This window comes from Halorussus caseinilyticus (genome assembly GCF_029338395.1).
Lineage (GTDB): Archaea > Halobacteriota > Halobacteria > Halobacteriales > Haladaptataceae > Halorussus > Halorussus caseinilyticus.
Map to the genome: position 1 here is coordinate 124,843 of NZ_CP119811.1, position 22,261 is coordinate 147,103.

Here is a 22,261-nt window from a genome sequence, read left to right on the forward strand (position 1 = left end):
ACGCCGACGAGATACCATGAGTGAACGAACTGTCTTAGGACTCAAGTGCGGCGTCGTGGACTACTGGGGACACGACAACAGCGTCGTCGTCGCCCGCGACGGCGAAGTGCTGTTCGCCGCCGAAGACGAGCGATACACGCGAAGCAAACACGGAAGCCACGCGTTTCCCGAGCGAACTATCGAGGCCGCGCTGAGCGAGTGCGACCTCGAACTCGCCGACGTGGACCGAATCGCGGTGCCGTACGACCCGAAACTGGAACCGAAGCGACTCGCCCGGAAACTCCGAGCGATTCCGTTCGCCGACGAGTCGCTGTCCGAACGCTTCCGCCACCTCCGCCACGCCGCCGACCACTTCCGGAAGTTCGGCCTCTCGCTCCACTCGGAGGTCCGCGACCGATTCGCGGACCTCGGGTCGCCGGTCCCGCCGATAGCGACGACCGGCCACCACCGGAGTCACGCCGTCTCCGCGTTCGCGCCCTCCGGGTTCGAGTCCGCGCTCGTCGTGACCCTCGACTCGTCGGGCGAGTACGACTCGACGGTCGTCTGGGCCGCCGACGAAAGCGGACTCGAACGAGTCGCCACCTACCCCTTCCCGAACAGTCTCGGCATGTTCTACAGCGTCGTGACCGGCTATCTGGGTTACGTACCCCTCAACGGCGAGGGGAAAGTGATGGGGTTGGCACCCTACGGCGAGCGCGACGAGGACATCGAACGCGCGCTTCGGCGGGTGGTCACGACCGGACTCGACTACGACGTGACCGCACTCACCGGCGGCGAGACCACCGAATCGGGCATCCGGCGGTTGGAGCGACTCTTCGACCGCCCGCGGACGACCGACACCGAGACGTTCTCACAGTGGGAGAAAGACCTCGCCCGCGTCGTCCAGTCGATGGTCGAGGAGACCGTCACCGACATCGTGGCCCGCTACTGTAGCGAGACGGGACTCGAAAACGTCGCAGTCGCGGGCGGTCTCGGACTCAACTGCAAACTCAACCAGCGAATCCGCGAACTTCCGGCCGTCGAGGAGTTCTTCGTCCAACCGGTTGCGAACGACGCCGGTGTCGCACTCGGCGCGGCGCTAGACCAGTTCCCCGCCGATTCGGTGCCGACGCTGGAGACGGTCTACTGGGGTCCGGAGTACCCCCCAGAAGCCATCGAGACCTACCTCCAGCGGAAGAAACTCAGTTACAGCAAGCCCGACGACTTCGAGCGAGCGGTCGCCGAACGACTCGCGGACGGCGAACTCGTCGGGTGGTTCAACGGCCGACTCGAGATGGGACCGCGGGCGCTCGGCAACCGAAGCATCATCGCCGACCCGCGGACCAGCGAGTCGCGCCAGCGCGTCAACGAGTACGTCAAGGACCGCGAGCAGTGGCGGCCGTTCGCGCCGTCGGTCGTCGAGTCGCGCGCCGACGAGTACTTCGTGGACGGACGACGCGCCCCGTTCATGATAGAGACGTTCGACGTTCGACCGGAGAAACGAGACGAGATAGCCGCGGCCATCCATCCGAGCGACGGAACGGCGCGCCCCCAGACCGTAACCGAGTCCCAGAACCCGCAGTACTACCGACTGCTCGACGAGTTCGCCGACATCACCGGCGTTCCGGTGCTGTTGAACACCTCGTTCAACGACCACGGCGAACCCATCGTCACTTCGCCGGTGCAGGCCATCTCGGACTTCTACTCGATGGGTCTCGACGCCCTCGCCATCGAAGGGCTACTGGTCGAGAAGTGAGCAATCCGGGCGACCGGTCGTCACAACGTTTTTAAAATAAGGACTTCGACTAAGTAAACAAACTGGTCCGAACACGACTAAAGCGCCGTCTGACGGCGGTAGCGACGACTTCTCCTCGTCGCCGGGCCGTCCCGTCGCTACTCGCACGCTTATGACACAGAACCTACGCACTCGACTCGCACGCCTGTTCGAACCGTTCACCGCACAGTACGCGTCGCTCCGCCATCTTCGGGACCGCGACTTGGCCCTGCTGTCGGTCGCTCGACTGCTCGACCAGATGTCCATCTCGTTCATCGTGCCGCTTCTCCCGATATACGCCGAAAACCTCGGCGCGAGCGCGTTCCTCATCGGTCTGATATTCTCGGCCGAAACGCTGTCGAAGGCCGTGTTCTCGACGCCGTTCGGCCACCTCTCGGACCGGTTCGACCGCCGCCTCCTCGTCTCGGTCGGGTTGGTAATCAGTGCGCTGAGCGTCGTCGCGTTCGGCTTCGTCGAGGTCCCGCTACTCTTCATCGGGTTTAGAGCGCTCGACGGGGCCGCCAGCGCCATGCGGGAACCGGCGGCCAACGCGTACATCGGCGACGCGTTCGACGAGAGCGAACGCGGCGGTGCGATGGGCGCGTACCGCACCGTCGGGATGCTGGGCGTCGCCATCGGTCCCGCAGTCGGTGGTCTCCTCTCGGCCTCTTACGGGTACGCGCTCCCGTTCGTCGTCCTCGGGGCCGGAACCCTCGTCGGTGGTCTCGCCGTGTTCGTGTCGCTGAATCCGTCGAGCGACCAGTCGGCCGAGTCGTCGGGCGACGACTCGGCCGACGCCGAGACCGACTGGTCGCTCCTGCCCGACCTCTCGCTCGGGACGATACGCGAGGCGACGACGCTCCCGATGGCCGCACTCGGTGTGAGCGTCTTCGTGGCGCAGGTCGGGTCCGGCGCGTTCAGTCCGCTGTTCGCCGTCCTGCTCGAAACGACGCTCGGTGCCGGACCCGCCTACACCGGAACGATGTACAGCGTCTTCGGACTCTCGATGTTCCTGTTCATGCCGGTCGGCGGAACGCTCGCGGACACGGCGGGTCGGAAGCGGAGCCTCCTCATCGGGAAGGTCCTCTGGGCCGTGGTGGTGTTCGGTCTCGCGCTGGCGACGACGCGACTCGTCCCGCCCGTCCTGCTGTTCGTCGCCGGAATCGCCTCCGCGTTCGCGGGTCCCGCGCTCGGAGCGATGCAGTACGAACTCGCACCGGAGGGCCGAGAAGGGACGGTCCTCGGCGCGTACTCGACGCTCGCGTCCGCGGGGATGGCGGTCGGGCCACTTCTCGGCGGTGCGCTCACCGACGTGTTCGGCGTCACGACGGTCTTTCTGTTGATGGGCGGCCTGTGGCTGTTCGACACCGGGACAATCGCGTTCGGCGTCCGCGAGACGGTATCGAAGGGTTCGGAGTCGTCCGAACCCTCGGACTCGACGGCCGGTAGTTCGGAGTGACAATCGGCGCGAGGCGTCCTCGGAACGGACCTCGGACTCGCCCGCGACAGACCGCAGGTCACGATTCAATCCCACGAGCGTGTCTGGAATCCGTCCGGACTCTTCCGCGAACAGCAGACCGGCGATAGCGAACGTCACCGAGTCGAGGTAGCGGGCGTGCTTCGGCGACCCCTGATTCGAAGCCGTGTGATACAGACCGACAGCGCATACCTCCGTCTTCAGACCGAGGTCAAGCGAGCGTCGGGACCACTGCTTCGGCGCGCGAAGTCCGCGGGCGCGACTTATCTGGCGGTTGCAACGCGAGGCAGAACCTACATCGGCTGATACATCTGGCTGTGAATAGGGAGGATAGATTCGACAGGAAGCGCGGTTACGTGGTGGACTCGAAGTCGAGGCCGTGCCCGGCTTCAAGATGCTCGTTGAGACGTTGCACGAACCGGGTGGCCGGTGCGCCGTCAACGACATCGTGGTCGAAGGTGACGGTGAGGCTCAGGACCTCCCGAGAACGGAGTTCGCCATCGATGAGGCGTGGTTTGGTTCCGATGCCGCCGACAGTGAGTTGGAGGGTATAGTTCGTGGGACTGATAGCCCACCCGTTTCCGGTGCCGAACATACCTATAGAGGTGACAGCGACGGTGCCAGCGAGGTGCTTCCACCGAGACGGGAACCACTGGGGGAGATGCCAGATTTGTCGGCGGAGAACTCCGGGAAGGCGACGGGCGAGGCTCGCCAGTCTGGTGTCCGTGTGGTCCGCCGTGTCCGACTGAACTCGTCGAATCTCGTCGTGAATCGATTGCAGAGTCCGCTGGTTCGCCTGCCGAATGACGTGCGGAACACCGATTCGTTCCCCGTCGAGTTCCCGTTCGATGAGAACGTTTACATCGACATCCTCGAACTCGTGGATTCGTCCTCGCCAATCACGGTACCGTTGGACGTGCGGTTGTTCATCGACCGTAGTGGCAAGACAGTAGACGACGAACGCGGTGAAGGAGACGCTCGTTCCCGTCTCCTCTTCGAGTGTCCGGATTCGTTGTCTGGTCTCGGTGACATCAATCTCGACGAGTCCGTGAACGTTACTCCGGTGTCCCGCCATCCGCATGTAATCCATCGTGTACTGCTGGTGCGGAGACATCCGTTCGAAATCATCGGCGTGACCGCTCATAATCACACATGAAGGGCCAAAATCAAAACCGTACTCCCCCATCGGAGTGCCGTTCAATGTGAACGACTCCGGCAAACTGGTATCCAACCTACCGAGATTCCTCGGTCTGCTCACTGTATTCGTCTCGTCACGCTACCTCCGTTCGGATTGTTACGCTCGGGTGGTCTGAAAGAGTGGTCGAGCGGTCAGAACCGCCCGTATTTGCTAGTCGGTCAGTCGTCGCGTGCTGGCTTCCGGGCCTCGATAGTGGCGGAGACGAGGTAGTCACCGAGATCTCGGTCGGCGTCCCAGTCGCTGATGAACTCGGTACTCTCGTCTTTGGGCGCTATCTCGATTGCTTCGAAGCCAGCGCTGTCGAGCATCGCTTCGAGGTCGGCAACGGTTGACGCACCGGCGACACAACTCGTCAACGAGTCCGGGTCCATCTTCACCTCGTCGGGGAACGAGGCGGTCTGCACGACATCCGAGATGGCGACGCGGCCGCCGGGCTTGAGGACGCGGTAAGCGTCGTCGAACACGCGTTGTTTTTCAGGGGCGAGGTTGACGACGCAGTTCGAGATGACGACATCGACCGTCGCGTCGGAAACGGGGAGGTGACTGATTTCACCGAGACGAAACTCGACGTTATCGGCATCGTTCTTTGCGACGTTCTCCCTTGCCTTCGAGACCATTTCCGGCGTCATATCGACGCCGATGACATCACCGTCCGGGCCGACCTCCTGAGCAACGAGGAAGCAGTCGAAGCCCGCACCGGAGCCAAGGTCGAGTACGGTCTCGCCGGGCGTCATCTCGGCGAACGCCTTCGGGTTCCCACACCCGAGGCCGAGGTCTGCACCGTCGGCGACCGACGCAACGTCGTCTGCGTCGTAGCCGAGGCGTTCGCTCCCGGTCGCGTCCGCATCGCCGTCACAGCATCCATCGTCGTCGGTGACATCGATGCCGACATCGCCACAGCAGTTCTGGCCCTCGGAAGCGATAGTCCCGTAGCGTTCGCGCACCATCTCGCGGGTCTCCTCGGGGCCGCGGTCACCGGCCGCCGTTTCGGTGTCGTTACTCATGGGTGTCTCGTAGGTCGTCGAGCGTTTCGAGGAGGGCCGTGGTTGTTTCGGTCGGTTCGTAGTACCGCCAGGAACCCTCCTTGCGGCGCGTGACCAATTGTGCGGTGTACAAGCGGGAGAGTGCTTGGCTAACGGCACTCTGACTGACGCCGACTGCGGCTTCGAGGTCGCAGACGCAGATGCCGTCGTCGGCGTTCGTGATTCGGCGAAGCAGTTCGTATCGCGTGTCGTTTCCCATCGCGGTCAGGACTCGAAGGTCCGTCGCCATCGCGTCCGAATCAACGTCTCCGGGTGGGGTACAGCAGGTGTCTGCCCCGTCCGTGGCTCGGTCAGTGGTCGCATCCTCCGCCATATCAGTACTAGCTTATACAAGCAAATACTAATACGCTTCCCTCGACGGAACTACGTCTCTCGGTCTCCGGAACACACTAGCGGAGCGACGAATCGCGTTGATTACGGGATGTTTCAACCGGGCGAACAGAAAAAAGACGGTAACCCGACCATGAACCACCCCCCTCGTTTCATGTGTCCATTCTCCACGTCGCCGACGAATCAGAGACTCGGGACACACCTCCGTTCGTGTTCCAAACGGTCGACATCCCTCTCACCGTAGACCCCCCTCGTTTCATGTGTCTATGTAACTCGGCGTTAGTGACTGAATTGATAGAGTTCTCCAGAACCACCCCCCACCTCGTTTCACGTGTTTCATCTGTCCCACGGACGTAACTCACCCGAACAAGGGGTTCAGTCGGTCTGACTCACGGAACGCCTCTGCTACCGTCTGCGGTTGGACCGACAGCGAATACGTGTAGTACTTCCCCCCTTTCACACCCTGATTCTTCTCCTGCACTTCGAGAAACCCTTTCAACGCTAACTGTGACAGTTGATTGTGGACAGTCCGATTCGTCTTCACATCCGCATCGATAGCATTAGCCATCTCGACGTACCGGTCGTAAATGTCCGTCCGACGTACCGGCGTCTTCCCGCGGTCGTGAAACTGATAGACGGACGCCAAAACTAACTGGTTTTGTACCGGCAGTTGCCGGAGTTCATCGGCAATCTTGCTGGCCTCCACGATGTTGTCCGCCTCTCGAACGTGCGCTTCAGTCACCTGACTCGCGTCCTGTTTCCGCGCCAAGTCCCCGGCCTTATACAGGATATTCAACGCCCGTCGCGCCGACCCGCTCTCTTGAGCGGCGAACGCGGCGGCCAATCGAATAACAGCGTCGTCTAGCACGTTGTCTTGGAACGCGGCCTTTGCGCGGTCCCAGAGGATGTGCTGTAACTGCTCGGCGTCGTATGGTGCGAAGTGGATTTCTTCGTCACACAGACTGTCTTTGACGCGGGCGCTCAAGTTATCCCGGAAGGTAAAGTCGTTCGAGATGCCGACGACGCCGACGAACGTGTCCTCGACGTGGCCGTGGGCGGTACATCGGGGAATCTCGTAGAGGATGTCGTCGTCGGTGCCGAGGCTATCCACTTCGTCCAGCACGAAGAGGACGTGACTGGCGTTCGTGGCATCGATAGCCTCCCACAGCATCTCGTACACGTCACCGGGCGCGTATCCGGTGCGGGCAATCTGGTCGTCGTCGGGTCGCAGTTCGTTGACGAGACGAACCGCGACCTTGTAACTGCTGAGGGATTTGCAGACGACTCGAACCGGTTCGACGGTGAGGTCGTCGTACTGTCGAACGTCGGAAACCAGTTTGTCGAGGACGAGTCGAGAACTCAGCGTTTTCCCGGTTCCCGTCTGTCCGTAGACGAATATGTTCTTCGGCGGAGCGTTGTTGACGACGGGTTGGAGGGCGTTCTGGAACGCGGCTAGTTCTTCGTCACGCTCAATCAGTTCGTCGGGGGTGTAATCGTCTCGGAGTACGGCCTCGTCCCGAAAGATGGTGGTCGACCGCTCGAAGTCGTTTAACCCCATGTTCTGGGCGTCTCTGTCTACTATGTTAAACCCCAAGGTTCACGTGTTTCATCTGTCGTGGTGTGTTTAATACCCCACACCCCCCTCGTTTCATGTGTTTCGTGGAAATTGGGTGGGGGAGGGTCCTCCCCCACCCTATATGAAAGGAAAGATTTAAATTTGAATACGTAAAACCATATCCGTACTCCAATTGGTACGTTTTTACTACCCAGAGTATGTTTGGAATTAACAGCAGCGACGAAACTACCCCCCATCTAATAGCGTGAAACACATGAAACGAGGGGGGTGTCCCCCACGACGAGAATACGACGTTCCCCCCTCGAAAAAGAACTCGGAAAGCAAGCAGAACGAATGGGAAGCGTACTAGATAACGAACAGCGTTCTATCGGAGCGACGGGCCTGACCGTAGACGTTCGATTGTAGCTGTGAGAACGGGTGACTGCCCCAATAACGCGCCAAGTGACCCGAAGACGAGCGGCGAGAGGACAACGCGAAGCAGTCACCTGCCGTCCCGAACAGTCACCTGCCGTCCCGAACGGGTATCAAGAGGGTCGTAGTGGAGTCGGTCCAGTTTTCGGAAGTTCGCTCCCTCGTTATACTGGAACGAGTTGTAGAGCTGTCGAACACGTCGTTGATAGTCGTCGGGCGAGTGCGACGTTCCGAGAAGGTCTAACTCCCTTGCTCGTTGCTCTAACTCGTCTAGTTTGCTTTCCTCGTTGTCCCACAGGTAGCGGTAAGAGCGAGGGTTCACGAGTCACAGCACTCGGAAAATCCACGACGGGGGTGGCGTTAGATGTTCCCGGAATACATCCCGGAGACACGGTTGGTCGCAATACCAGCATCCATTATGGATTTGGACTGGGTATACGAGGCGATTCCCGAGGATGTGACCAGTGGACGACCGAAAGATTAGCTCAGCTCGCCGTAGCCTTCCTCGCGCATGAGCTGAGCAACTTCGTCGGGATGTTCGTGTGCGAGTTTCAGTGCGAATTCCCGAGCGTCGGTCTTCGCTACACCGTCGGTATCAAGCTCGTCCGCAAGTGCCGTCAAAAACGCACTCTCTTGGTCGGCAACGTCATCCCGGACATGCACTTCCAGTCGATTGGAGCGCTCGTCGCCGACGGAGTTCCGACGGACGAAGTACGGATACTTGGCGGGGGTAGACGTGGAAGAACGTGTGCCGTCCTGTTGTGGTTCGTCGGTTGTCTCGCTCGTCTCTGGCGACGTTTGAGTTGGTGGTGCTTGCTCTGAAACGGACTCGGGGGGCGATTCGTCCGTGTCGTCGGTGTCATTTTCTTCGAAGTCGAGCGACCCTGCGCCGTTCTTGAAGCTTCCACCCATCAGTTCGTCACCTCCATTTCGGAGCGGGTTTCGTAAGAGATGGTGCGTGTGTCAGCGTCTTGGATGTCGAGTGTGAGTTCAGGGTCGATGGTCACGTCGAAGGTTTCGGTTGCGACGAAGCCAGCGAGTTCCCAGAGGGTTTCGAGGGTCTCGACTTCGCGGTCCCGGATTCGTCGTTTCCCCGGTTCGGACACCATTTCGCCGTCCGCTTCGAGGGTCTTCCAGCGTTCCTCGACGACTTTGAACGCCGACCCGCGGGCTTCCCACATCGCGTCCATCATGCTTTCGCGGTCGGCGATTGCAACCGGAGTTTGGAACTCGTCGGTCTGGAGGAATTGGTCGCGGTACTGCTTGTGGGCGTTTGTCTGGCCGACGCCTTGCGGAATGACACACGACAGTCCGACTTCGATTCCCAGTTCCTGCCGCATGTTCGTGACGAGTTCTTCTAACCCGTCGAGGCTAAGACTGCCTTTCCCGGCGGGACGGACTGGCGCAACGAGCGTCCGCATGGCGTAGATGGCGTTGTAGAGGAGGTCTTCGGCGCGCGCGTTGGGGTCGATGAGGATTGCGTCGTACGAGTTGTGGACTTCCTCGGTCTCCCAGAGAAGCTTGTACAATAGCCCGTAGCGGTCGTAGTCCTCTGCATCGATGTTCTTCATTTGTGTTTCGTAGGAGATTTTCTGTTCGAGGTTGGACGTGAAATCACCGAGCATGTCGTGGCTCGGGATGATGTCAACCCCTTCGGCGCTGGTTTCGATGAGGTCTTCGAAGTTGCCTTCCGGCATTTCGAGAATGTGGCGGACGATGTTGTCGGCCTCGGGGTCGTCGCGGTTCTCGCCAGCGTCGAATAGGGTCGTGAGGTTGCCCTCTTGTGGGTCGAGGTCGATGGCGAGAACGTCGAGACCCATGCGGTCGAGTGCGACCGCGAGGTTCGCGGTGGTGGTCGTCTTGTACGTGCCGCCGGATTCAGCGTATACGACACTGCGAATCATACGCCCTGTTTCAGACCCGCGCTACATAAACCTATACCAGATGTATGTAACATAAGTCTATAACATAAACCTGTAACAGCTGTCTGTAACAGTTGCCAGTTACAGACGCCTGTTATAAATATCTGTAACAGTGAACAGAGACCGATTCGAGGAGCCAGTATTCACATGCCATGGTTGTCTGTTGCGTTCATCTGCAGTAATCATCTGTTTTGAAAGTTTGTAACAGTTATCTGTAACAGTTATCTGTAACAGTTATCTGTAACAGTTATCTGTAACAGCTATCTGTAACAGTTATCTGTAACATAAACTCGCAACAGTTATCTGTAACAGTTATCTGTAACATAAACTCGCAACAGTAACTTGTAACAGTAACCTGCAACAGACTTTTCTAGTAGTGATGAGTAGAGAGAGTCTATTGCTGGAGTCTCTACTTGCAGGAAACAGATGGGTTCGCGTCGAATACGACAATTCGCGTCGAACACTACAACAGCTGACTGGTACGGTTGTCGTTGAGAAGGGCTTCTTCGACGAGTTGGGGTCGATACTGAACTGATACTCGTAGCCACGAGTTTCATGAGAGTCGATTCTATAAGAAACACACCCCCTCCACTTTTCACGAGGGATTTCGGGTGGAACCGCAATCGCTCTCTAGATAGGAGCATATTATAAAAGGCAAGCGGTACAACTACATCCATACTACACTTAGATAACTTTATTCCGTTTCGAAGTTAGTTCAAGTAATCGGGACGTTTCGTTCGAGGTCCTACCTCGTGCATCTACTCTCGTGAAAAGTGGTGTGTCTCTGAGAGTCAGTCCTCGTTTCGTTTCGTAGTCGTCGTACGTGGTCTGGAGTACCGACGGCCGACGAGTCGCCGCTAACCAACAGCGGGCCGTCCTTGGTTGTCGGTGTGTCGGTGTTGATTAGCCGGTTCGTCCGCGTTCTCCCCGAGACGGGTCGGTGTGGCTGGCGTCGGGGTCGGCGTGGAGACTGGTTGCTCGGAAGTCCGGTCGCTAACCAACAAAGTGGTTCTCGGGGAATGGTGTGTTGGTTAGCCGGGTTGACCTGTCTGTCCCGCCCTCGGAATCGTATCCGATATGCCCGAGGGCGGAACTCGTCGCTAGGAGCGACTCTGCTTCATTCCTCGGTGGTCTCGTCGCTTGGAAGCCCTCCGAGTTGGTGGTGAGTTCGACACTCGCTTGCTCGACGGTGCGCGTTGAGGACCATACGGGTCCGGGCTTCCACTTTACTCGGGTTACAGACGAACCTCAGTAGGGTTGAACAGCGTTGCCTGTCAGCGACTGTCGAACTCGTGCCCACAGTTCTTGAAGGCGGAGTGTAAACCCTGTCAGTCGTCTGCCGGCGAGACGGGCGCGACGTACTGACTGTGGATAGTGTCGCGGTCGCGCCACTGGAAGTAGTAGTCGCGGCCGTCGATATGCTTCGTCGTGAGCGTCCCCCTTCGCACGCGCGAGGTCCGCCTTCTCACGGGCGTTCTCGACGACCGCCGCCCACTCGTCGGGCGTCTCGCCTACGTCTCGCTCGGCGCGCTCTTCGAGTTCTTGCTCTGCCCTCCGTTCCTTCTAGTCGGCCACCTGCTCGGCGTATTCTGCGAGCGCTCGGAGTTTATCCGGCGATTGCTTCTCGACGCCGACCGTTCCTGCGTGTCGGTCTTCCCCGCGAACACGAACATTACATTGCAGACACTCGAAGCCCCCACGACCTGCTCTGAAACAGGCCGGTGAAGCTATCGCTCACGCGCCGTCAACCACGTCCCGATACGCCCGCCGTTTCGCGTCTACCCGGTCTTCGAAGTCCACCGAGTACGAAGACGGATACTCGATGTCGTACGTCGCCAGAAACGCCTTCATCGCACCATAGGCGTTGTCGAACGCTGGCGTTCCGCCCCAGAACAACCGCTGGTCGAACGCCACTTCCTCGAAGACCTCCCCGGCAAGCCGATACTGTTCGAGCGCGTCACGCTCGCCGACCAACAGAGAGGCGTCACCCAGCCACTCGCGAGCAAGTCCCCGCAAGCACGCGTCGGTGGCGTTCTCCGCGAGGTCGAGAAGCACGGGCCGGACGAGACGAACGTGGCCACGCGCCCGCGACCGATTCTCGGCGCGAACGTCCGCGCTAATCGCTTCGAGGAAATACGTTACCCCCGTCGCGGTCCCCTCACACGGTTCGTACCCGGCCTCAACTAGCTGTTCCATGCCTGCGAGCGCGTACCACTTCGCGGCCGCTCGAAGGTCGTCGTCGGCCGCCGCGTCGAGCGCGTACTGGAGGTGGTCAACGGTCACGGTAGAACTCCCGGTATCGCTACCAGTCACCTGCTTCGACAACATCGGCGACGATACCCGGAAACGCGTCTCGTTTGTACCGGATTCGTTCGACCAGCGATTCCGTCTTGATTGCCGCTTTCTTCGTGCGCTCGATGTCGTGGTCGGCGGCCCGCGCCAGTTCGAGAAACAGCGTCATGTTGACCTCGAACTCGGGTTCGGCCTGCCAGCCAATCTGGTTGCTCGTGTCGGCGTACACCGCCTGTGCATCTCGATACGCGCCGTCGAACTCCGGCAGACCGCCGAGCAGTCGGAAGTCGCCGACGTACTCGTCCATCAGCCCGCGCTGTGGCTCGTAGGCCGCAACGTACTCGCGGATGTCCGTCGCTATCAGTTCCCCCTGCTCCGCACGGTTCGCCGCGCGCTCCGGTTCGCCGCCAAGCCGGTAACAGACGACTGCAGACAAGAGATTACACAATCCCCGAGCGACATCGGTCTGGCCGTCCTCTAGCGGTTCTCGCGTCACCTGCCCCTCGCCGAGACGGTGGTATGCGGCCAGCGTGTAGTCGTCGCCCGCCTCGCTGAACCGGCCAGCACGTCGATGCTGGTTCGCCGCCTCGTAGTCGCAGTATCGGTCGTCGTCTGCTCCGGACGTGGTGTCGTTCGATTTCACGCTCTTCTACTCCGGTCTAAGTCGTCACGGTGCTGTAAGACTCCGATACAGTTCCTTCACGTCGTACTCAATATCGTTCTCCTGCATCTTTTGTTGTGCATAAGATATACTTTCTTCTCGTTCCTTCGCTCCTTCCCGTTCGTCTTTCTTAGCGAAAACGTCTCGCAGAAGCGACTCTAAACTTCCCTGTAGTTCCTCGAAAGTCGTTCGAATCTTCAGAGGGTATTTTTTAACCCAAACGTACTCGTTTTCGTCTACGATTTCGATTGAAGACCCAGTACCTACGGTCAGTTGACAGGGTTTTTGATGAACGCTGTAGCCGTACAACTCCAACAACTTCAGTAGTGAAATATGCATTTCATGGGTTGTGTTCACTGTCCGTAACTGGACACTCATATCGTCGGGGATGGCGATTCCGCTCCATCCGTCCCATTCGTCCTCAAGCTCGAAATCAATCATAGTTATTCATCCGTTGGGTCCGGTTTCTCGTCCGGTGTTTCGGCCTGTTCACCCTCATCCACTTCCGTGACAATTCCACTAATTTCGTCATTTTCGTACTCTTTTATCAGTTCTTGATCCTGAATATACCACTTTGCGTATTCGTCGGAGTACCCTGTTGCTCCAGTATATTGTTCGTGAGTAGGCACAAAGGCTGAACGAACCTCTCCGTTCATGACGAACAGGACAACTATTAGTTCCCGCCCATTAAGTATCATCCGTTTTGTGTACATCCATCGATTTTGGTCCGGGTCCTTCCAGATTTCATCAGGGTTTTCAATTATTTCGATGAGATTATTGAGGACTTCCTGTTCGGAGTTACCAATCTGATTATGGTCCCAGTCGTCCCTCCTATTGATTATTTTATCTATGACTTCATCAGATATGGTGATGTGTTCGTCACGAACTTCGTCATAGGCAGTATGCGAAGCACTAACCACGACCCCACCTAACAACCACAGTTCGATTTGTCCCGGTCCGGTCGGATTATCCCCGATGACGATTTCGTACGGTCCCTGTTGGTCGTGGATGCTCGGGTTGTCGATGACGTGTTGCACGTCGCTTCGGTCGTTCAGACCCGGCAGTCGGTAGACGTGTTCTCGACCGAACCCGCGTTCGTGGTTCCCGCCGAGCGGCATCGGCGGGTCGTCGTACGTCGTTCCGCTCGGGAGCAGAATCTCGACATCGGCTTGCTCTTGGGGGATGGTCGCTGGCACGACGTAGGAGGTGTGCCCGGCGATTGCTTCGGAGTCGTACCCACCTGCGGGACGCTGGTCGTACGTCCAGAACAGACTGCCGCCGACGGCGACCACGACACTGCCAGCAGCGGCGGCGGTCGTGACCCCACCGGCGACGGTCCCGCCAGTGACGGTGCCCGTCGTCGTCGACCCCACGGTGGTACCGGCGATGACCGGGGTAGCGGCGACATCGGCCCATTGCAGAATCGACCCCTGCGACGGGTTGACCAGCATCGAGAGTTCGTTTCCGCGAACGTCGCTGGCGTTCACGTAGTACTTGTTCGGCGCTTCGCTCGCGCGGCCGTGTTGGTGGATGCCGACGACGTACGTCGAGATGTACTCCGTCTCGCGGTTCTCGACCGTGACGGTGCGGCGGTCCACGAGTTGGACCTCCGACTGCTTCCAGAACTGACCGCCGAGATACGGGTTGTACGACCCGTTCAGTTCGACCCCTGCGATGCGCGAGTTGTCTCGGACCGTCACGCGGACGCGCTCGTTGAAGTCCTTGTTGAAGACGTAGCCGGAGTCGGCGGCGGTGATTTTGACTTTCGGCGGCCGGTCTTCGACGTGGATGCGCTCGTCCACGTAGTCGATGAACCCGTCGTCGTCGGTGTCCGTCGAGAGCGGGTCGGCCTCCCACGCGAGTTCGCTTCGGTCGTCGAGGCCGTCGCCGTCGGTGTCGGCCAACTGCGGGCTACTGTGGAGGCGGTAGTCGCCGTCGATACGTCGTCCGAGTTCGCGGCTGTCGCTGAGACCGTCGCCGTCGGTGTCGGCCTTGAGCGGGTCGGTGTAGTCCGCGATGCCGCGTTGCCCCTCGATTATCACGTCGATGTCACCCTCGCGGCCGTCGAGCAGGCCGTCGCCGTCGGTGTCGGGGTCGAGCGGGTCGGTGCCAATCTGGTTGACTTCCCTGCCGTCCGAGAGGTAGTCGGCGTCGGTGTCCGCGAGGAACGCGTTCGTCCCCTCCTGCCGTTCCGCCGCGTCAGCGAGTCCGTCCGCGTCGGTATCGACTTCGCCGGGGTTCGAAGTCGCGTGTCGCACGCGGAGCGGGGACGCCGGGTTCGACGGTGCGGGGCCGAGTGAGACCTCTTGGTCGTCGTCCAAGCCGTCGCCGTCGCTGTCTTGGCTGGTCGGACTGAGCGTGAACGAGTCGCCGTAGCCGTAGGGGATGGTCCAGCGCTGGTTCTCGCGGTAGTCCGACAGCGAGTCGCCGTCGGTGTCCTGATAGACGCGAGCGTTCCGAGCGCGGATGACCGCACTGCCGGTCGTACTCAGTCGGACGGTGACGGTCTCGCCCGCGAACGTCCCGAGGTCGAGGGTGCGCTGACGCCATCCGTCGGTGTCTTGAAGCGACGTGAACTGCTCGCCGCCGGACCCGACGATGGTGAGGTTCGCCTGTTCGTCCGGGCCTTTGTCCACCGCGAACTCCATCTCGAAGTAGACGTTCCCCGTGCCAGCGGGCACGTCGAGTTGCCACGACGCCTCGTCGTAGTCGGGTTCGTCGTCGTCGCAGGCCGCGCCGTCGCCGTCGCCGTCGCGGTCAACCTGCGCGGCGTTCGGCTGTAACGGACAGTTGTCCTCGTCGTCGTCCACGCCGTCGCCGTCGTCGTCGGGGTCGCAGGCGTTTCCGTCGGCGTCACCGTCGGCGTTCGCCTGTCCGGCGTTCGGGGTATTCGGACAGTTGTCCTCGTCGTCGTCCACGCCGTCCCCGTCGCTGTCGGGGTCTTCCGGCGGGTCGTCACACCGGTCGTAGGGGTCTTGAGGACAGGGGTCGTTCTCGTCGCGCGTCCCGTCGTCGTCTTGGTCGTTGTCGGGACACCCGTTCGGCTTACTTCCCCACGTATCCGGACACGAGTCCTCGTCGTCGGGCACGTCGTCGTCGTCGCGGTCGGAGTCCTCGGGTATCGGACAGCCATCGTTCGACTCCGGCCCGGCGGTGAAGTCGCAGTCGTCCTCGTCGTCGGGCACGCCGTCGGAGTCGCTGTCTTCCACCGGACAGCCGTTCTCGCCGTTCGCGCCTTCCTTCTCGTATTTACACTCGTCGTCGCCGTCGTGGACGCCGTCGCCGTCAGTGTCCGGACAGCCGTCACCGGCGTAGCCGGGGGTACCGGGACACTCGTCGAATCGGTTGAGCGTGCCGTCTTCGTCCTCGTCACACGTCCCGTCGGGACCCATCTCACACTGGATGGTCACGTTCTCGGACGAGTCGTCGGCGGACGCCTCGACGGTTTCAGTTTCGGTCGCGTTCTCCGTGGTGAACGAGACTGCGGTCGTGTTGGCTCCCTCGCCGATAGCGATGCTGTTGCCCGCGCTGTCACAGGCCCCGATGCAGTCGAGCGACGAATCGTCGAACTCGCGGGGGGCTTTCTTCTCGACCGAGATGGACTCGTTCCACGCGGTCCGGTTGAGAACCGTCACGTAGGTTCCGGATTCGACGCTCGCGCTCGCGGTGCCGTCGCCGAGGTCGATGTAGGTGTCCACGGGATGCCATGCTTGGTTCGTGCTACCGTTCCAGACGTACACCGTCAGGTCCTCGGCCTCCGCGTCGGTCGCGTCCGAGTTCACCGGGACTGTGACGTTCGTCGCTTCGACCGCGCTCTCGTTGGCACTGTCGATGCGGACGGTCGGCCCGGCGCTCGCGGCCGTACCGTCGTGGTACGCTGGCTTGTGTTCGACGGACGTGTTGCTGGCGGCGTTCCCGTCGCCCGTCACCGACAGCGTGACGCCGGTCTCGCCGTCTTTCTTCTCGGTGGTGTACGTCTCGTTGCCGTCCAGCGTGCCGTCGCCGTCGGTGTCGGCGACGAGCGGGTCGGCCCCGACATCCACCTCCGCGGAGTCCGCGAGTCCGTCGCCGTCGGTGTCGGCGACGAGCGGGTTCGTCCCGAGGGCGCGCTCCCGGCCGTCTTCGAGTCCGTCACCCTCCGTGTCGTTCACCGCCAATTTCGTCTTCGAGGCGGCTTCTCGCCGGTTCGTCAGGCCGTCGCCGTCGAGGTCGTCGGCACCGTCTTCGAGGCCGTCGCCGTCGGTATCGGCAACGGTCGCGTCGAGCGAGTCGTACCCGACTTCCACCGAGTCACCCAGACCGTCCGCGTCCGTGTCCGCTGCGAGGGGGTCGGTGCCGAGGTTGTACTCTTCGCTGTCGGTCAGGTTGTCCGCGTCGGTGTCGGCCGCCAGCGGGTCCGTCCCGAGGTCGAACTCGGTCCCGTCCGTGAGGTTGTCCGTGTCCGTGTCCGCGACGAGCGGCAACGTACCGACCGCCTGCTCGTCGATGTTCGACAACCCGTCCCCGTCCAAGTCCTCTTCGGGGTCGGTCACGCCGTCGCCGTCGGCGTCGGTCGCGTTCGGGTCGAGGTCGGCGAACCCGACTTCGAACGAGTCGGTGAGACCGTCACCGTCCGTGTCCTCGCTGAACGGGTCGAGCCCCGAGTACTGCTCGAACGCGGTGTTGAGCGTGTCGTTGTCGAAGTCCTCGCGGCCGTCCGCGAGACCGTTTCCGGCCTCGTCGGGCGTCGTCCGAGTCGAGTCGCTGTCCGGATTCGCCGGGTCGGTCCCGGTCGTCTGCACCTCGTAGCCGTCGAACAAGCCGTCTCGGTCGGTATCGTTCACCAAGGGGTTCGTGCCGAACGCCTGTTCGCGGACGTTCACCAGACCGTCGTTGTCGAGGTCCTCCTGAGCGTCGGTGACATTGTTCCCGCGTTCGGTAGCGTTCGTCGCGGTCGAGTTGCTATCACGACCGAGCGGGTCGGTCTCGGTCGCGTTCACCTCGAAGGAGTCAGTGAGACGGTCGTCGTCGGTGTCGCCGTCGAGCGGGTCGGTCCCGATGGTGAACTCGAATTCGGTTCGCAGGCCGTCGCCGTCTAAGTCCTCGCCGCCGTCGATGCGGCCGTTCCCCGACTCGTTGGTCGGCGTCGTCGTCGCGTTGCTGTCCCGGCCGAGCGGGTCGGTTCCGGTGACCGAGACTTCGTAGTAATCGGGGAGCCAGTCGGCGTCGAGTCGAAGCACGTCCCGGCCGACCGTCCTGTTGTCGCCGCCGTAGTCGGGCGACCATCGCCGGTTCGGGTCCGTCGCCGACACCGTAATCCGGTTGACTTGCCGCGAAAGCGTGACGTTCGTCTCGAAGGTGCCGCGAGCGCCGGGCGTCGTGTTCACCGACAGGTCGAGCGTCCGGTTCGCGCCGTTCAGCGAGAGTTCTAGCGCGAGTTCGTGGCTCCGAACGTCGAAGACGCGCCCGCGAACCGCGTACGTGATGTTGCCGTCGTGAGCCATATCCTCGCGGGTGGTGATGGTGACGTTCGGGGTCGTCGAGAGGTCGAGTACGTCGAGGGCTTGCTGGGCGTGAATCCACGCGACTCGGTACTGGCTGATGGCGGTATGCTGTTGGCCACGGGTGCGGAAGCGTTCGGCGCGGCCGACCGCCGCGCGCGCCGCCGACAGGTTCTCTGCGACGGCCGACTCGTCGAACGAGACGTTCCGGTCGCGCAGGGTCGTGGCGAGACGGTCGGCGTCTGCGATAGCCGTGTGAGCTAATCGCTCGTCGGAGCGAACGAGCAGTTTCGTGACGCTCGGCGCGAACTGCGGCGGGGTACTCGCCTCTTTGTCGCGCTCGAACAACTGGGCGGAGGTGGTGCGGTTGGCGTCGAGAACGTAGTCGAGCGATTCGTTGAGTTCGCGGAGGGCTTGCCTTTGGTGGTCGTCGGCAGAACTGCCGGGCGCGTCGAACTCGGTGGTCTGGAGGGCGTCGATGGCGGCGAGCCGGTAGTCGGCGGCCGAGGCGTTCCCGCGGAGAGAGACGTTGATGGTCGCGTTCGCCAGTGGTTCACTTCGGTTGGCGAGCGCCGACCGGTTCGAGGCTGGCGGCAGGGTCTTTGCGTTCGTGACCCATTCGGGCGGGCCGCGTTTGTCCGCGTTCGAGTCTCCGCCCTTGTTCGGCACCCACGACGGAGGTCCCCGGTTTTCCGGTGGTCCAGCGTGCGGTGGCGGTCCCTGACCGGGGTTCTCCGGCGGACCTTGGCCGGGGTTCTCGGATGGTCCTTGCGTTTTGTTCTCGGGTGGTCCCTGTCCCGGATTCGCTGGTCCCTGTGTTTTGTTCTCAGGGGTCCTTGCGGGCCGTTTCCGGGCGGACCGTTCCCTTCGTTACCGCGGGTCGTAGTCGTCTGCGTTCCTTGTGGCGGTGTGGTCGTTTGGTTTCCGAGTAGCGTCGTGGTCGTCGCGGTGGTCGTCTTCCCCGGTCCGTTCCCGTTTCCGTTACCGGGTGTATCCGGTGTACCGTAGTCCGAGAGGAACTCCGTGAGCGAGGAAAGCGCGGTGTCGGACGGGGAGTGAGTCGTTGGTTCGAGGGCGGCAGTAGCAGGCGTGACCGTCGCCGTGACGATGAGAATGGAGAAAGCGACGGCGAGAACGCGCTGGCGGTGGGTATTCATTTCGTCAGTGTAGAAGTAAGTATCTAAAGTAATTATCGGATATTATGAAATATGATTTTAAGTGGAAGATTTAAATACCAGAGTTAAAACATAATTGTTGTAGAAACGATTGATAGAGACGGACACGTCGCTCGCACTCTCCGGATTTCGACGTTCGAGATGTCAAGCGGCCACTCCTCGAACGATAGGTCATAGGTGAGTTCCGCCCGACCTGACGCACGTCCATAACGTTCCAGACGAACCCGAGTAGGTTGAAGTACGCAGTCTGTTGGTGGCCGTCGAACTCGTGCCCACAGCTTTTGAAACTGAAGTACACCTTCCGCCACCTATTGCTCGCTGGCGAGACGGGGGCGACGTACTGGCTATGGATGGTGTCGCCGTCGCGCCACTGGAGGTAGTAGTAGTCGCGGCCGTCGATGTGCTTCGTCGTGAGCGTCCCCTTCGCACGCGCGAGGTCGCCTTCTCTCGGGCGTCTTCGACGACCGCCATCCACTCGTCGCCGGATACGTCGCTTTCGAGAGACTCGATATAGCAGTTGAGGATTTACCACGAGTTGAGTTCACCTACGTCGTCCATCACTCGCCGTCCCATCGGTATCCGAGAGGCGTCCGGCAGGACGGTCGAATCGACTGATACTCACGGTCGTCGCCTCGACTACGGCGCAACCATCTTTCGACGCGGATGCTGGCCCCGCCGTCGAGTACCGCGAGAACTACCGTGACTGCGAGGCGTGTGGAGTCCGGGAGCGAGCATGTTCGGCGTCCGAGTCAGCGTCGTCCGCGTGGTCGTTTACGAGTCGCTTTGTCTTGGGCTCGGTTTGGTGGCTGAAATTGGGCGGTAGCGGGCGTGCTTCGGCGACCCCGGATTCGAAGCCGTGTGATTTTGCGGCGGAGCGCGTTCCAATCAATTGTTTGAGTATTTGTCTGGCAGATTTTTCGCGGAGGGAAACCCAGAACAGACAATTCTCGGGGAGAGACTAGCCGTGAACTCATAAATTACATTACGGTATATAGAAGTTCGGCGGTTGGGGTGGTCTCGAACGATAGGTCATAGAGAGCGGTGGGTGGCTCAGCGAGACATAGACGCAGAGAGAGGCGGGAAACGCGAGAATCGAGTCGCTGAAAACGTATGAGTCGTTTTGGTGAGTAATTTGATGGCTTCGCGGGGGTTATGAGGGCGGCCGATATATGCTGTTTTGATGTCCAGTTACAGACGAACCCCAGTAGGGTTGAAGCGAGGGCGTGGTCGCCGCGCCCATCGAGGGCATCGACGTTACAGACGAACCCCAGTAGGGTTGAAGCGTCGCGGTCCTCGCACAGTCCGGTCTCAGCATTGCAGTTACAGACGAACCCCAGTAGGGTTGAAGCCATCAGTTGATGGGCGCGAAGTCGGGCTGGGGAAGTTACAGACGAACCCCAGTAGGGTTGAAGCCCGCCACTGCCGTCCGGGTCGGTCGCCTCTTTGCGTTACAGACGAACCCCAGTAGGGTTGAAGCGGTCTGGGTCCACTGTCCATGGTCTGGTGTCTCGGCGTTACAGACGAACCCCAGTAGGGTTGAAGCGATGATGGCCAGTACGCCAGCGGCTACTCCGCCGAGTTACAGACGAACCCCAGTAGGGTTGAAGCTCAACACGTTCACGCTTGAGGACCTGACGGGAGAATAGTTACAGACGAACCCCAGTAGGGTTGAAGCTCGAACTCGTGGTTGGGCACGTCGAGGGCGTCTCGGTTACAGACGAACCCCAGTAGGGTTGAAGCCTGCTGGCTTGGCGAGCCTACCAAGATGAAGAGAGGTTACAGACGAACCCCAGTAGGGTTGAAGCTCGGCATCGACAAGGGGACGCCGTTCGCCCCGGTTACAGACGAACCCCAGTAGGGTTGAAGCGACGGCCGCGGGTCGAGGAGCGCGACGTGCTGGCGTTACAGACGAACCCCAGTAGGGTTGAAGCACCGCCGTCGTCGGCGGGATGCAGGTCCGGCCGCGGTTACAGACGAACCCCAGTAGGGTTGAAGCACGGGCACCGTCAGACGCGCCGAAGAAGGGGCGACTGTTACAGACGAACCCCAGTAGGGTTGAAGCAACCGCCGCCGAGAGGTTCGATTGCCGCACCCGCCGGACGCCCGTCGTCGCCGAGAGATTCACCATCTCGCCCTCGACGCCGCCGACCAGCCCTCGAACCCGGACAGTCGGCGCGAACTCGTCGGCACACACCGCGAGCGTCCGCGTCGTCTCGTACTCGCCCGCAACCACGTCCACATCCACCGTGTCCGGGAGCATCCCCGCGGTCTCACCGTTAAGGACTGCCTCCACCACAACCCCCGATCCCGACCCAGTGTCGGTATTCGTGTTTCGCACGCCACGCCAGTACCGCGTCTCGCGCGCTCGCCCGCGACGAGAAGAAGTGTGGTGTCCGCGTCACGTTCCCCGCCGGAGTGAGATAAACGACGGTACCGTGTAGGTCGCCGGTCACGACGTACGCGCCGCCGTAGCCGTACACCGTCCAATTACCCATCTCGTCCGAGACGGTGAGGCTGGCGTCGGCCGTCGAGAGATTCTCGTAGGGTGCATCCGACGCGCTCGCCGTCCCGCCCAATCCGAGGTCGACCGACAGCGACAGGCCGCCAGACGCGAGTACGGCCGCGACGACCAGCAGGCCGACCGCCGCGACCATCGCGGCCGTCCGCAAACTGAACTCGCGGACCACACCCGCAAGGTCGAAATCGAACCCAACGCCGACGCCGACGCCCGACGAGAGTTGACGCCGCACCTCCTCGGGCGGCACGCGCTCGACTTCGCAATCGTCGTTCGGACACTGTGTCGCGTACACGTACTCCTCGCGCCTCGTGTCGTACTGGCCGGTGATACGGTCGATACTGTCGAGTCCGGTCGTAAAACACGCCGGACACTGTAACTCCGTTCTGTCGCTCGCCTCGCCGTCTGGATAACTTCCTGTCATACCC

15 protein-coding genes, 1 pseudogene and 1 CRISPR repeat array are annotated in these 22,261 nt (G+C 61.1%); of the genes and pseudogenes, 3 read left to right on the plus strand and 13 right to left on the minus strand.

Annotated elements, in window-relative coordinates:
• Window positions 1-16: 16 nt before the first annotated feature.
• Window positions 17-1,735, plus strand: a complete 1,719-nt coding sequence (locus P2T60_RS20120; RefSeq protein ID WP_276282635.1) for a carbamoyltransferase family protein — start codon at window positions 17-19, stop codon at window positions 1,733-1,735.
• A gap of 151 nt (window positions 1,736-1,886) precedes the next feature.
• Window positions 1,887-3,212 (plus strand): MFS transporter, encoded by a 1,326-nt coding sequence (locus P2T60_RS20125; RefSeq protein WP_276282636.1) that lies wholly within the window; start codon window positions 1,887-1,889, stop codon window positions 3,210-3,212.
• 370 nt (window positions 3,213-3,582) lie between these two features.
• Here P2T60_RS20125 and P2T60_RS20130 read toward each other — a convergent pair whose 3' ends face one another.
• From P2T60_RS20130 to P2T60_RS20155, 6 genes are all read right to left on the minus strand, one after another.
• A complete protein-coding gene (locus P2T60_RS20130; RefSeq protein WP_420028724.1) occupies window positions 3,583-4,374 on the minus strand; it encodes a 2-oxo acid dehydrogenase subunit E2 in 792 nt (263 codons plus the stop codon).
• A gap of 212 nt (window positions 4,375-4,586) precedes the next feature.
• Complete coding sequence (locus tag P2T60_RS20135; protein ID WP_276282637.1) at window positions 4,587-5,432, minus strand: arsenite methyltransferase; 846 nt, start codon at window positions 5,430-5,432, stop codon at window positions 4,587-4,589.
• Window positions 5,425-5,784 carry an ArsR/SmtB family transcription factor gene (locus P2T60_RS20140; RefSeq protein ID WP_276282638.1) on the minus strand — a complete coding sequence of 120 codons (360 nt, stop codon included), beginning with the start codon at window positions 5,782-5,784 and terminating at the stop codon, window positions 5,425-5,427. The genes P2T60_RS20135 and P2T60_RS20140 overlap by 8 nt, the downstream gene beginning before the upstream one ends.
• Before the next feature lie 375 nt (window positions 5,785-6,159).
• Window positions 6,160-7,359: a Cdc6/Cdc18 family protein gene (locus P2T60_RS20145; protein ID WP_276282639.1), complete on the minus strand. Its 1,200-nt coding sequence runs from the start codon at window positions 7,357-7,359 to the stop codon at window positions 6,160-6,162.
• Window positions 7,360-8,268: 909 nt separating this feature from the next.
• Complete coding sequence (locus tag P2T60_RS20150) at window positions 8,269-8,700, minus strand: DUF7970 domain-containing protein (RefSeq protein WP_276282640.1); 432 nt, start codon at window positions 8,698-8,700, stop codon at window positions 8,269-8,271.
• A complete protein-coding gene (locus P2T60_RS20155) occupies window positions 8,700-9,692 on the minus strand; it encodes a ParA family protein (RefSeq protein ID WP_276282641.1) in 993 nt (330 codons plus the stop codon). Before P2T60_RS20155 ends, P2T60_RS20150 begins: the two co-directional genes overlap by 1 nt.
• 1,446 nt (window positions 9,693-11,138) lie before the next feature.
• Between P2T60_RS20155 and P2T60_RS20160 the strand changes: the two genes are divergently transcribed.
• The gene (locus tag P2T60_RS20160; RefSeq protein ID WP_276282642.1) at window positions 11,139-11,435 is read left to right on the plus strand and encodes a hypothetical protein; all 297 of its coding nucleotides are present in this window, start codon (window positions 11,139-11,141) and stop codon (window positions 11,433-11,435) included.
• A 9-nt stretch (window positions 11,436-11,444) separates the two neighbouring features.
• Here the strand turns inward: P2T60_RS20160 and P2T60_RS20165 are convergent, their stop codons facing one another.
• The 7 genes and pseudogenes from P2T60_RS20165 to P2T60_RS20185 form a co-directional block, all read right to left on the minus strand.
• Window positions 11,445-11,993 (minus strand): hypothetical protein, encoded by a 549-nt coding sequence (locus P2T60_RS20165; RefSeq protein ID WP_276282643.1) that lies wholly within the window; start codon window positions 11,991-11,993, stop codon window positions 11,445-11,447.
• 19 nt (window positions 11,994-12,012) lie between these two features.
• The gene (locus P2T60_RS20170; protein WP_276282644.1) at window positions 12,013-12,645 is read right to left on the minus strand and encodes a hypothetical protein; all 633 of its coding nucleotides are present in this window, start codon (window positions 12,643-12,645) and stop codon (window positions 12,013-12,015) included.
• A gap of 24 nt (window positions 12,646-12,669) precedes the next feature.
• Entirely contained in the window at window positions 12,670-13,104 is a 435-nt protein-coding gene (locus P2T60_RS20175) for a hypothetical protein (RefSeq protein ID WP_276282645.1), read from the minus strand.
• A gap of 2 nt (window positions 13,105-13,106) precedes the next feature.
• Window positions 13,107-18,812: a PBECR2 nuclease fold domain-containing protein gene (locus P2T60_RS20180; RefSeq protein ID WP_276282646.1), complete on the minus strand. Its 5,706-nt coding sequence runs from the start codon at window positions 18,810-18,812 to the stop codon at window positions 13,107-13,109.
• A gap of 558 nt (window positions 18,813-19,370) precedes the next feature.
• The gene (locus tag P2T60_RS22000) at window positions 19,371-19,850 is read right to left on the minus strand and encodes a DUF6788 family protein (protein ID WP_465261648.1); all 480 of its coding nucleotides are present in this window, start codon (window positions 19,848-19,850) and stop codon (window positions 19,371-19,373) included.
• Between the two features lie 655 nt (window positions 19,851-20,505).
• A CRISPR array of direct repeats spans window positions 20,506-21,380; the repeat unit is 30 nt; unit sequence GTTACAGACGAACCCCAGTAGGGTTGAAGC.
• Window positions 21,381-21,458: 78 nt separating this feature from the next.
• Window positions 21,459-21,656: pseudogene (locus P2T60_RS22005) on the minus strand (DUF8186 domain-containing protein); the annotation flags it as partial.
• Entirely contained in the window at window positions 21,595-22,257 is a 663-nt protein-coding gene (locus P2T60_RS20185) for a hypothetical protein (RefSeq protein ID WP_276282647.1), read from the minus strand. The pseudogene P2T60_RS22005 and the gene P2T60_RS20185, both read right to left, overlap by 62 nt.
• Between the last annotated feature and the right edge of the window lie 4 nt (window positions 22,258-22,261).